Annotated in this window: 12 protein-coding genes; 4 read left to right on the forward strand and 8 right to left on the reverse strand. The window is 67.3% G+C overall.

Annotated features, from left to right (window positions below; translation table 11 throughout):
* Positions 1–412, reverse strand: a 412-nt coding sequence (locus CS062_RS18185; protein ID WP_143742408.1) for a hypothetical protein, incomplete at its 3' end; no start/stop codon positions are given.
* 290 nt (positions 413–702) lie between these two features.
* On the opposite strand from CS062_RS18185, the gene trxA reads away from it, so the two are divergent.
* From trxA to CS062_RS18205, 4 genes are all read left to right on the forward strand, one after another.
* Positions 703–1032, forward strand: a complete 330-nt coding sequence (gene trxA, locus CS062_RS18190) for a thioredoxin TrxA (protein WP_088383781.1) — start codon at positions 703–705, stop codon at positions 1030–1032.
* A 238-nt stretch (positions 1033–1270) separates the two neighbouring features.
* Positions 1271–2533 (forward strand): transcription termination factor Rho, encoded by a 1263-nt coding sequence (gene rho / locus CS062_RS18195; protein WP_091733634.1) that lies wholly within the window; start codon positions 1271–1273, stop codon positions 2531–2533.
* 140 nt (positions 2534–2673) lie between these two features.
* Positions 2674–2937, forward strand: coding sequence for a type B 50S ribosomal protein L31 (locus tag CS062_RS18200; protein ID WP_091733632.1), 264 nt, complete (start codon positions 2674–2676; stop codon positions 2935–2937).
* A 248-nt stretch (positions 2938–3185) separates the two neighbouring features.
* On the forward strand, positions 3186–4835 hold the full coding sequence (locus CS062_RS18205; protein ID WP_099862997.1) for a hypothetical protein: 1650 nt from the start codon (positions 3186–3188) through the stop codon (positions 4833–4835).
* 49 nt (positions 4836–4884) lie between these two features.
* On the opposite strand, the gene phoR is transcribed toward CS062_RS18205, so the two are convergent.
* The 7 genes from phoR to pstS all read right to left on the reverse strand — a co-directional run bounded on the left by phoR (position 4885) and on the right by pstS (position 11745).
* On the reverse strand, positions 4885–6264 hold the full coding sequence (phoR, locus tag CS062_RS18210; protein ID WP_099862998.1) for a phosphate regulon sensor histidine kinase PhoR: 1380 nt from the start codon (positions 6262–6264) through the stop codon (positions 4885–4887).
* Between the two features lie 10 nt (positions 6265–6274).
* Positions 6275–6976 carry a phosphate regulon transcriptional regulator PhoB gene (gene phoB, locus CS062_RS18215; protein WP_091733626.1) on the reverse strand — a complete coding sequence of 234 codons (702 nt, stop codon included), beginning with the start codon at positions 6974–6976 and terminating at the stop codon, positions 6275–6277.
* A gap of 83 nt (positions 6977–7059) precedes the next feature.
* The gene (gene phoU, locus CS062_RS18220) at positions 7060–7767 is read right to left on the reverse strand and encodes a phosphate signaling complex protein PhoU (RefSeq protein ID WP_099862999.1); all 708 of its coding nucleotides are present in this window, start codon (positions 7765–7767) and stop codon (positions 7060–7062) included.
* Between the two features lie 118 nt (positions 7768–7885).
* Positions 7886–8671, reverse strand: a complete 786-nt coding sequence (gene pstB / locus CS062_RS18225; protein ID WP_091733906.1) for a phosphate ABC transporter ATP-binding protein PstB — start codon at positions 8669–8671, stop codon at positions 7886–7888.
* Positions 8672–8743: 72 nt separating this feature from the next.
* On the reverse strand, positions 8744–9604 hold the full coding sequence (gene pstA, locus CS062_RS18230; protein WP_099863000.1) for a phosphate ABC transporter permease PstA: 861 nt from the start codon (positions 9602–9604) through the stop codon (positions 8744–8746).
* Positions 9601–10623 carry a phosphate ABC transporter permease PstC gene (gene pstC, locus CS062_RS18235; protein WP_438270488.1) on the reverse strand — a complete coding sequence of 341 codons (1023 nt, stop codon included), beginning with the start codon at positions 10621–10623 and terminating at the stop codon, positions 9601–9603. The genes pstA and pstC overlap by 4 nt, the downstream gene beginning before the upstream one ends.
* Positions 10624–10710: 87 nt before the next feature.
* Entirely contained in the window at positions 10711–11745 is a 1035-nt protein-coding gene (pstS, locus tag CS062_RS18240; protein ID WP_099863019.1) for a phosphate ABC transporter substrate-binding protein PstS, read from the reverse strand.
* Positions 11746–12056: the final 311 nt, after the last annotated feature.

The raw sequence follows: 12056 nt of genomic DNA on the forward strand, positions 1-12056 counted from the left end.
TTCTGTGGGCCCGCGGGTCCTGCTCGCGCAGCGCCTCGGCCCAGCTCTGGCCGCGCAGCAGCGCGCGCGCGGCCAGCGCGTCGATGGCGGCGTCGCCGGTGATCTGGTTGGCCTGCGGGAGCGGGCTCGGCCCCAGCGCTGAAGCCAGGCTGCGGGTCGTCTCGATGCGCGGCTGCCAGCGCGAAAGCTTCATCCAGGCCAGCCGGGCCGGCTGCAGGTGCTGCGCGAAGGGCAGCAGCAGCACCGCGTCGCGGGCCGCCAGGTCGTTCTCCTCCAGCCACTGCGCCGCGCGGCGGGCGACGCCGTCCCAGATCGCGGCACTGTTGTGGGCGGGGAGCAACGGGAAGTCGACGGTGGCCGGCGCGGCGCGCAGCGACGGCGGCAGGTCCGGAGCGTGGGGCGTCCGGGGCATCGGCGAAGGCGGCGAGGTCGTCAAGGCGGTGGCGGACTCTGGCGAATGGGCGATGGCGAAATTCTGCGAATGGCGACGATAGCGAAATCCTCGACACCAGCGCCTTGAGATCCGCCTTGCGCACCGTCATGTGGCTGGAGCGCCTACTCGGGCCGAGGTTTCCGGGCTTGTGTGAGAATCTCCGCTCCCCCTGCAACCCTGGGGCTCCCGAGGCGGCACACATTGTCGCCCGGCTGGCCGCCCAACCCGAGGCATCCGCCCGACAGGGACATCACGCAAGGACCATCTCCATGAGCAGCGAACAGATCAAACACATCTCCGACGCCTCGTTCGACAGCGACGTCATCCAGTCCGACAAGCCCGTGCTGGTGGACTACTGGGCCGAGTGGTGCGGCCCCTGCAAGATGATCGCCCCCATCCTGGACGAAGTGGCCAAGGACTACGGCGACCGGCTGCAGATCGCCAAGCTCAATGTCGACGACAACCGCGAGGTGCCCGCCAAGTTCGGCATCCGCGGCATCCCGACGCTGATGCTGTTCAAGGGCGGCCAGCTCGCCGCCACCAAGGTCGGCGCCCTGTCCAAGGCCCAGTTGACGTCGTTCCTGGACGCCCACCTATAATCATTCGATCCGCCGGGGCCCACGCGGCCTCGGCGGTCAACTTGCCAACACGCCCTCTCGGGCCAGCGCGGCGTCTTCGGACGCCGTCGACATTCCGGGTGAGCGCGTGGACTCGGCGCCCAAGTCTCCACGCATTCTTTCCGTCCGCAGCAACGCGGCACGCGCGTCCCTTGGGCTCGCCGTTGTTTGTGTCCCTGGCCTTGGCAGGCCCTGGACGACAGACCGGGTCAACCCCCCCATGCATCTTTCTGAACTGAAGGCGCTTCACGTCTCCGCCCTGATCAAGATGGGCGAAGAGCTGGAGATCGACAACGTCGCTCGCATGCGCAAGCAGGAGCTGATGTTCGCGATCATGAAAAAGCGCGCCAAGGCCGGCGAGCAGGTCTTCGGCGACGGCGTCCTCGAAGTGCTGCCGGACGGCTTCGGCTTCCTGCGCTCGCCCGAGACCAGCTACATGGCGTCCACGGACGACATCTACCTGTCGCCGAGCCAGATCCGCCGCTTCAACCTGCATACCGGCGACATGATCGAAGGCGAGGTCCGCGTCCCCAAGGACGGCGAACGCTACTTCGCGCTGGTGAAGGTGGACCGGGTCAACGGCCTGACGCCGGAGGAGTCCAAGCACAAAATCATGTTCGAGAACTTGACGCCGCTCTTCCCCAAGGAGCAGTTCAAGCTCGAGCGCGACATCCGCGGCGAGGACAACATCACCAGCCGCATCATCGACCTGATCGCCCCGCTCGGTAAGGGCCAGCGCGCGCTGCTCGTGGCGCCGCCCAAGTCGGGCAAGACGATGATGATGCAGCACCTGGCGCACTCGATCGCGGCCAACTATCCCGACGCTCACCTGATGGTGCTGCTGGTGGACGAGCGCCCCGAGGAAGTGACCGAGATGCAGCGCACCGTGCGCGGCGAGGTCATCAGCTCCACCTTCGACGAACCGGCCGCCCGCCACGTGCAGGTGGCCGAGATGGTCATCGAGCGCGCCAAGCGCCTGGTCGAGCTGAGAAAGGACGTGATCATCCTGCTGGACTCGATCACCCGCCTGGCCCGGGCCTACAACAACGTGCTGCCCAGCTCCGGCAAGGTGCTGACCGGCGGCGTGGACGCCAACGCGCTGCAGCGCCCCAAGCGCTTCTTCGGCGCGGCGCGCAACATCGAGGAAGGCGGCTCGCTGACCATCATCGGCACCGCGCTGGTGGACACCGGCTCCAAGATGGACGAGGTGATCTACGAGGAGTTCAAGGGCACCGGCAACTGCGAGATCCACCTGGATCGCCGCATGGCCGAGAAGCGGGTCTACCCGTCGATCCTGCTGAACAAGTCGGGCACGCGCCGCGAGGAACTGCTGCTCAAGCCGGAGATCCTCCAGAAGGCCTGGATCCTGCGCAAGCTGCTCTACCCGATGGACGAGATCGAGGCGATGGAGTTCATCCTCGACAAGATGAAGTCCTCGAAGAACAACCATGACTTCTTCGACATGATGCGCAGAGGCGGCTGATACCGGCCCTGCCAAGGACTTCACGGAAGCCGCCCTCTGGGCGGCTTCCTGCATTTCAGCTATACTCCGCGTTTTTCCGCTGTCGACAAGTGCACTGCAAGGGGCGGTGTGGCTGGCGGCACTGCAGCGAGGTAAGCGAGATGGCCAAAGAAGGCATTCACCCCAACTACCGTGACGTGGTCTTCGTGGACCAGTCCAACGGCGCCCAGTTCATCATCCGCTCGACGGTGGTGACCAAGGAATCGATCAAGCTGGACGACGGCCGCGAACTGCCGCTGGTCAAGCTGGAAACCTCCAGCGAATCGCACCCGTTCTACACCGGCACGCAGAAGAGCGTCGACAGCCTGGGTGGCCGCGTCGAGAAGTTCCGCAACAAGTTTGCGAACCTGCGCAAGAAGGCCTGAGCGCCCTCCCCGACCGGATGTCCGCATCCGGTCACCGCGAAGAAGGCAGCCCCACCGGCTGCCTTTTTTCATGGTGCCCCGCGGCGGCGCGTCACCTCGCCCGGAAGCGCCCCCCGCTGCATCGCTCCCGCCCGGTACAGGGCGTCACGGCCCTTTACCGTGCGCGCTGTCGGCAGAGTCGTCCTGAGGGCGCCGAAGCTGCGGCATGATGCGCACCGGCATCCACAACGACAACGAGACAGACGCGCATGAATCTGCCCACCCCGGCCGTCGTGGCCGAGCGCAGCACGCACCCGATCCCTCGCTGGGCCCTGCTGCTGCTGTGCGCGGCCTACGTGCTGCCCGGCCTGTTCGGCCGTGACCCGTGGCGCAACGCCGATCTCACCGCCTACGGCTTCATCGCCAGCATCGCGCAGGGCCATGCGCCCTGGCTGCAGCCGGCGATCGCCGGCCTGCCCGCCGATGGTGGCCTGCTGCCTTACTGGGTCGGCGCGCTGGGCATCAAGCTGCTGCCCTTCCTGGAGCCGTCGGTGGCGGCGCGGATTCCCTTCGGCCTGATGCTGGCAGCGGTGCTGGCGCTGGCCTGGTACAGCTGCCTGCACCTGGCCCGCACCGAGGCCGCCCAGCCGGTCGCGTTCGCCTTCGGTGGCGAGGCGCATGCGGTCGACTACGCCCGCGCCATGGCCGACGGCTGCCTGCTGGCGCTGATCGCCAGCGTCGGTCTGCTGCGACTGGGCCACGAGATCACGCCGGAGATCCTCCAGCTGCTGGGCATCACCTTGTTCGTCTACAGCCTCGCGGCGCTGCCGTTCCGTCAATGGAAGGCGCGCGCCGCGATGCTCGCCGCGCTGCCCGTGCTCGCGACCAGCGGTGCGCCAGCCGTCGCGCTGGCCCTGTCCGTCGGCGCGCTGTGGCTTTGCTATCGCTCCACCTACGAGGACGCGCGCAAGTTCCTGCCCTGGATCCTCGGCGCGATGGCGCTGGCGGCGCTCGTGGCCTGGCCGATGCATGGCTGGGCCTGGCGCGTGAAGGCCAGCGAACGCAGCGTGCTGGACTGGCTGCGCCTGCTGGGCTGGTTCTGCTGGCCGGCCTGGCCGCTGGCGGCGTGGTCTCTGTGGCGCTGGCGCTCGCACCTGATGCGGCGCCACCTGTCGGTGCCATTGCTGGCTTCGCTGGTGCCGCTGCTGACCAGCCTGCTGATGGGCGCCGACGACCGCGCCATGCTGCTCGCGCTGCCGCCGCTGGCGGTGCTGGCGAGCTTCGCGCTGCCGACCTTCCAACGCAGCGCCAGCGCGCTGCTCGACTGGTTCTCGGTGTTCTTCTTCACCGCCGGCGCGATCTTCCTGTGGCTGTACTACACCGCCTTGCAGATCGGCTGGCCGGCCAAGTTCCTGGCCAACGTGCGCAAGCTGGCTCAAGGCTACGAGCCCGAATTCAGCCTGCTCACGTTCGTGCTGGCGCTGCTGGGCACGCTGGCCTGGCTGTGGCTGGTGCGTTGGCGCACCGCCCGCCACCGCCACGCGATCTGGAAGAGCCTGGCCTTGCCGGCCGGGGGCGTGGCGCTGGCGTGGCTGCTGGCGATGACGCTGGGGCTGCATCCACTGAACTACGCGCGCAGCAACAAGCCGCTGGTCGACCGCATCGCGGCCCACCTGCCGAAGGAGGTCGACTGCATTGCCGCACCGAGCCTGCCGACGCATGCGCTGGCGGCGCTGGAGTTCCAGGGCCATTGGCGCGTCGATGCGACCCGGGGCCTCGACCGCACGGACTGCGCGGTCGCGATCTCCGTGCAGGCGGAGGGTACGCCGACGCCGCCGAGCGGCTGGAAGGTCCTCGGCGTCGTCCGTCGCCCGACGGACCGATTCGCCACCTACCTGGTCATGCAGAAGGACCGCTGACCCGCTCTGGGGCATTTCCCCGACGCCATCCCGGCGCCGCCGAAAAGCCTCAGAGCCCGCCGCCCCCGGCCAATGCCGCAGGCGCGGATTCCTCCCCGATCGCCGGCGCATCGGCCAATCGGACGCGCGTGGCCGGGAACTTGAGCCGGAAGCTGGAGCCCTTGCCGGGCTCGCTGTCGATGCGCAGTTCCCCGCCATGGCGCTGGACCACATGCTTGACGATCGACAGCCCGAGCCCGGTGCCACCGGTGTCGCGCGAGCGGCTGCCGTCGACGCGATAGAAGCGCTCCGTGAGCCGCGGCAGGTGTTCGCGCGCGATGCCGGGGCCGTTGTCGATGACCGAGATCTCGCCGCCATGGTCCGGCATCCAGCGCCATTGCAGCTCGATGCGCCCGCCTTCCGGCGTGTAGCGCACCGCGTTGCTGACCAGGTTGGCGATCGCGCTGAGGATCTCGGTCTCGACGCCTGCCAGCTCGACGCCGGTCTGGCGCTCGCAGACCAGTTCATGCCGCCCGTTGGAGAGCGCCTGCGCGTCGGCGCCGACGCGCGACAGCAGCGGATCCAGCGCGATCCAGTGGTCGGCGGCTGGACGGGGACTGCCCTCGAGTTGCGCCAGCGTCAGCAGATCGCCGACGAGCGTCTGCATCCGCGTCGTCTGCTGCTGCATCAAGTGCAGGACACGCTTGCGCTCGGCCTCGGTCAGCTGCAGGCTGGCCATCGTCTCGATGAAGCCGGCCAGCACCGTCAGCGGCGTGCGGATCTCGTGCGACACATTGGCGACGAAGTCGCGCCGCATCGACTCGTTGCGCTCGCGATCCGTCACGTCCAGCGACAGCACCAGCTTGCGCGATTCCCCGCCGACGCCGTAATCGCGCACCAGCACCTGCAGCGTGGATTTGGCGCGGGTGTTGGTCAGCGTCAGCGGTTGCTGGAAGTTGCCGCTCTGCAGGTAGGACACGAAGGCCGGGTAACGGACCAGGTTGGTGATCCGCTGCAGCTTGTCGCGCTGTGGGTCCAGCGAGAAATGATCGCCGGCGACGACGTTGCACCACTGGATGTGGTCCTGCCCGTCGAGCAGGATCACGCCGTTGGGCGACGCCTCGATCGCCTGCAGGAACTGCTCGAGCTGCTGGCGCTCACGGTCATAACGCCGCTCGCGGTCGCGCAGGCCGCGCTCGACGCGGTAGGCCATCTCGCCCCAGAGGCCGGCCAGCCGCGGCGCGTCCTCATGCTGGTCGCCGCGCAGCCAGGTCACCAGCCGATGCGCCCGCGCCGCGTCCCAGACCGCCATCAGGATGACGGCCGTCCCCGCCGCCAGCGCCGCGGCGAGCTGCGGCATCCGCATCCATTCGCCCAGCCAGTAGCCCAGTCCGCCCGCCACGCCGGTTCCCAACACCAGCATCAGCACCCGCGACAACATCCATGCCATGGACGCGTCCTCAGGCCGACAGGGCGCTGCTCTGCTGGGTCAGTCGGTAGCCGGCGCCGCGCACCGTCTCGATCATGCGGGCGCAGCTGACCTTCTCCAGCGCCTCGCGCAGGCGCTTGACGTGGACATCGACGGTGCGTTCCTCGATGAACACGTGGTCGCCCCAGACGCGGTCCAGCAGCTGCGAACGGCTGTGCACGCGCTCCGGGTGCGTCATGAAGAAATGCAGCAGGCGGAACTCGGTCGGGCCCAGCTTGACCTCCACGCCCTCGCGGCTGACACGTCGCGTGCCCGGATCCAGGACCAGGCCGCCGACCTCGACCGCCGTGTCCAGCGCCTCGGGCGCCTTGCGGCGCAGCACCGCGCGGATGCGGGCCAGCAGCTCGTTGGTGGAGAACGGCTTGGTCAGGTAGTCGTCGGCGCCGGCGTCCAGGCCGGACACCTTGTCGACCTCTTCCGCGCGCGCCGTCAGCAGGATGATGGGCAGCTCGCGGGTGCGGGTCGCGCCACGCCATTGGCGCGCCAGCGCCAGGCCGGTCTGGCCTGGCAGCATCCAGTCGAGCACGACCAGATCGGGCAGCACGCGGTCCACTTCCAACTGCGCCTGCTCGGCATTGCCGGCCAGCGTCACTTCGTAGCCGGCGTGGCGCAGGTTGATGGAGATCAGCTCGGCGATGGCGGATTCGTCCTCGACGACCAGGATGCGACTCATGCGGGGTAACTCCTCTTATTCGGTCCCGCCGGTCCTGACACCCCGATCGGGGCCGGGCCGGACGGGAGGATCGCGATCGGTGCTCAGCGCACCATGTGCTCGACGGCGTCGGGCGAGTTGTGGCGGACGTCGGTGCCCTTGACCACGTAGATGATGACTTCGGCCAGGTTCTTGGCGTGGTCGCCCACCCGTTCGATCGCCTTGGCGACGAACACCAGATCGATCGACGACGAGATGGTGCGCGGGTCTTCCATCATGTAAGTGATGAGCTTGCGCATCAGGCCGTCGAACTCCTTGTCGATCTGGTCGTCGGCCTTGAGCACTTCCAGCGCGCGGTCGACATCCAGTCGCGCGAACGCGTCCAGCGCCTTGCGCAGCTGCGCGGTGGCCAGTTCGGCCTCATAAGACAGGTCCGACATCGGCAGGCGCAGCCGGCTCGACACGCCGGTGTTGATCAGGCGCTGCACGGTGCGGGCGATGCGGGCGGCCTCGTCGCCGACGCGCTCGAGGTTGGCGATCGTCTTGGACACGGCGATCAGCAGGCGCAGGTCCCGCGCGGTGGGCTGGCGGCGGGCAATGATCGTCGACAGGTCGCGATCAATCTCGATCTCCATCGTGTTGACGATCTCCTCCTGCTTGAGGACGTGGCTGGCGATGTCGCCGCTGAACGTGCCCAGCGCCTCGACGGCCTGCGCGACCTGCGATTCGACCAGGCCGCCCATCTCCAGCACGCGGGTGGAAATGCCGCTGAGCTCGGCGTCGAACTGGGTGGAGAGATGTTTATCTGTCATTTCGGTTCTCCTAACTTGATCGGCTCTTAGCTACCGCCTCCCCAGCCATGGTGCGCGAGACGCGCCATGGCCTTCGGCCGGCGTCGGACAGGCCGCAGGGCCCGTCCTCGGTCCGGCCTCAGCCAAAGCGTCCGGTGATGTAGTCCTCGGTGTCCTTGCGCTTGGGCTTCATGAAGAGCTCCGCGGTCGGTCCGAATTCGATCAGGTCGCCCAGGTACATGTAGGCGGTGTAGTCCGAGCAGCGGGCGGCCTGCTGCATGTTGTGGGTCACGATCGCGACGGTGTAGTCGTGCTTGAGCTCATGGATGAGCTCCTCGATCTTGCCGGTCGAGATCGGATCCAGCGCCGAGCAGGGCTCGTCCAGCAGCAGCACCTCCGGCTTGATCGCGATGCCGCGCGCGATGCACAGGCGCTGCTGCTGACCGCCGGAGAGACCGGAACCGCTCTGGTTCAGCTTGTCCTTGACCTCGTTCCACAGCGCGGCCTTCTTCAGCGCCCACTCGACGCGCTCGTCCATCTCGACGCGCGACAGCGTCTCGAACAGGCGCACGCCGAAGGCGATGTTGTCGTAGATCGACATCGGGAACGGCGTCGGCTTCTGGAACACCATGCCGACCTTGGCGCGGATCAGCGACACGTCTTCCTTGCTGGTCAGGATGTCCTCGCCGTCCAGCAGGATCTGGCCCTCGGCGCGCTGCTCCGGATAGAGCTCGAACATCCGGTTGAGCGTGCGCAGCAGCGTGGACTTGCCGCAGCCCGACGGCCCGATGAAGGCCGTCACCTTGTTCTCGGGGATGTCCAGGTTGATGTTCTTCAGCGCGTGGAAGCTGCCGTAGTAGAAGTTCAGGTTCTTCACCGAGAGCTTCGCCTTCTCGGTCACCGGCATGTCGACTTTGACGTCCATGTTGTTTCTCGATTCGTGGGATTCGTTGATCGTGAGACGCCGGAGCATTCGGCCCCGGCGGCATTCAGCCGGTCAATGCTTTTCCTTGAACAGCACGCGGGCGGCGATGTTGAGCAGCAGCACGCCGATGGTGATGATGAAGACGCCGGCCCAGGCCAGCTTCTGCCAGTTCTCGTACGGGCTCATCGCGAACTTGAAGATGGTCACCGGCAGGCTGGCCATCGGGCTGCCCAGTGAGCTGGTCCAGAACTGGTTGGACAGCGCGGTGAAGAGCAGCGGCGCGGTCTCGCCCGAGATGCGCGCCAGCGCCAGCAGCACGCCGGTCACCACGCCGGCGCGGGCCGCCTTCAGCGTGACGGTCAGGATGACCTTCCACTTCGGCGTGCCCAGCGCATAGGCCGCCTCGCGCAGCGCGTTGGGGATCAGGCTCAGCATGTTCTCGGTGGTGCGGATCACCACCGGGATCACGATCAGCGCCAGCGCCAGGATGCCGGCCAGCGCCGAGAACGACTTCATCCGCGTCACCACCACCGTGTAGATGAACAGGCCCACCACGATCGACGGCGCCGACAGCAGGATGTCGTTGATGAAGCGCACGCTGGCACCGAGCCAGGTCTTCTGGCCGTACTCGGCGAGATAGACGCCGGCCAGCACGCCGATCGGCGTGCCGACGCAGGTGGCCAGGCCGACCATCAGCAGCGAACCGTAGATCGCGTTGGCCAGGCCGCCCTCTTCCGCCATCGGCGGCGGCGTCATCTGGGTGAAGGTGGCGATCGTCAGCCCGCCCACGCCCTGGATCAGCGTCTCCAGCAGGATCCAGATCAGCCAGACCAGGCCGAAGCCCATCGCGGCCAGGGACAGCGTCAGCGCGATCTGGTTGACGCGCTTGCGCTTGTTGTACATCGCCAGGCGCTTGGCGTTGGTGGCGCTCATGTGCGGGCTCCCTCGTTCTTCTTGAGCTTGTTGAGCAGGACCTTGGAGAACGCCAGCACCACGAAGGTGATGAAGAACAGCACCAGGCCCAGGTAGATCAGCGAGGCCTGGTGCAGGCCGGCGCCGGCTTCGGCGAACTCGTTGGCCAGCGCCGAGGTGATGCTGTTGGCGGCCTCGAAGACCGACAGCGAGTTCAGCTGGTTCATGTTGCCGATCACGAAGGTGACCGCCATGGTCTCGCCCAGCGCGCGGCCCAGGCCCAGCATGATGCCGCCGACCACACCGGTCTTGGTGTACGGCAGCACGACCTTCCAGACCACTTCCCAGGTCGTGGAGCCCAGGCCGTAGGCCGATTCCTTGAGCATCGCCGGCGTGACCTCGAAGACGTCGCGCATCACCGAGGCGATGAACGGGATGATCATGATGGCCAGGATGATGCCGGCCGACAGGATGCCGATGCCCACCGGCGGGCCGGACACCAGCGCGCCCAGGTAGGGCACGCCGCCCAGCAGCGACTGCAGTGGCTGCTGCACATAGGTCGCCAGGATCGGGCCGAAGACCAGCAGGCCCCACATGCCGTAGACGATGGACGGGACCGCGGCCAGCAGCTCGATCGCGATGCCCAGCGGGCGGCGCAGCCAGCCCGGGGCAAGTTCGGTGAGGAACAGCGCGATGCCGAAGCTCACCGGCACCGCGATCAGCAGCGCGATGAGCGACGTCATCAGCGTGCCGTAGATCATCACCAGGCCGCCGAACTTCTCCTGCACCGGATCCCAGTCCGCGGTGATCAGGAAGTTCAGGCCGAACTGCTTGATCGCGGGCGCGGCCCCGACCAGCAGCGAGCCGATGATGCCCGCCAGCAGGGCCAGCGTGAGCCAGGCCGCGCCGTGCGTCAGCGCCGAGAACACGGTGTCGGCCCAGGGCGCGACGCGCCGGCGCTGCGGCGGACGGCCGTCAGGCTGGGCCCGCTCCTGGCCGCGATCTCGGTCGATGGAATTGGCTGGAAGTATTGCGGCCACGGGGCCTCCGCTGGGAGTGTCTGGAATTCTTGTGCGAAAGCCCGGTGGCCGCGACGCGGGTCACCGGGCTGTGTCGTCAGGCGAGGATCACTTGAAGCTGACAGCCTTGCCCGAACCGTCCTTCACATGATCGGCCCACTGCTTGCGAACCAGCTCCTTGACGGCGGCCGGCAGCGGCACGTAGTCCAGTTCGTCGGCGGTCTTGTCGCCCTGGGTGTAGGCCCAGTCGAAGAACTTCAGCGCGGCGGCGGCCTGGGCCGGCTTGTCCTGGGCAGCGTGCATCAGGATGAAGGTGGCGCCGGTGATGGGCCAGCTGTCCTTGCCCGCCTGCTCGGTCAGCACCTGGTAGAACGATTCGTTCCACTTGGCACCGGCGGCAGCGGCCTTGAAGGCGTCGTCGCTCGGGCTGACGAAGTTGCCGGCGGCGTTCTTCATCAGCACGTAGGTCATCTTGTTCTGCTTGGCATAGGCGTACTCGACGTAGCCGATCGAGTTCGGCAGGCGCGTCACGAAGGCCGACACGCCCTCGTTGCCCTTGCCGCCTGCGCCGGTGGGCCAGTTCACCGCCGTGCCTTCACCGACCTTGGCCTTCCACTCGGCGTTCACCTTGGACAGGTAGTTGGTGAACAGGAAGCTGGTGCCCGAACCGTCGGCGCGGCGAACCACGGCGATGGCGGCGTCCGGCAGCGCCACGCCCGGGTTGAGGGCGGCGATGGCGGGGTCGTTCCACTTGGTGACCTTGCCCAGGTAGATATCGCCCAGGATCTGGCCGTTGAGCTTCAGTTGACCGGGGTTGATGCCCTTGACGTTGATGACCGGCACGACGCCGCCGATCACGGTCGGGAACTGCACCAGGCCGTCCTTGGCCAGTTGCTCGTCCTTCAGGGGGGCGTCGGAGGCGCCGAAATCGACGGTCTTGGCCTGGATCTGCTTGATGCCGGCACCGGAACCCACCGACTGATAGTTGATGCGGACGCCGGTGGCCTTGTTGTAGGCGTCGGCCCACTTGGCGTACACGGGAGCCGGGAAGGAGGCACCCGCGCCGGTCACCTCTTGAGCATGGGCCGCGGAGAACATCGCGGCGCAAGCGGCGAACAGCAGGCCAGCACGCAGTTGATTCATGGTCATTCAGTCCTATCGCTTGGGTTGGTTGGCGAACGGAGCGGATGCTATGACCTCAATGTGACACATCCGTGACGCCGGGCCGGAGCCGGAAAAATCTCGTTACGGAGAGCGCCCCAGAGGAGAACCGGCGCTCCGGGCACGGGGTCCGAGCCATTGTCATATTCGATTCACCCCGCTGTCATCTTCGGTCCCCGGCCTGCAGCGCCGGGGAAATAACCCTTTCGAGGACGAAGTCGGGCCTCCGCGGGCGGACGAATCAAAGGTGTTTCCTGGCTGCCAAGGCTACGAGGAGCCGCATTCGAAGCGAC

Origin of the sequence: Roseateles chitinivorans, from assembly GCF_002761755.1 — a bacterium.
In the GTDB taxonomy this organism is placed as follows: domain Bacteria; phylum Pseudomonadota; class Gammaproteobacteria; order Burkholderiales; family Burkholderiaceae_C; genus Roseateles; species Roseateles chitinivorans.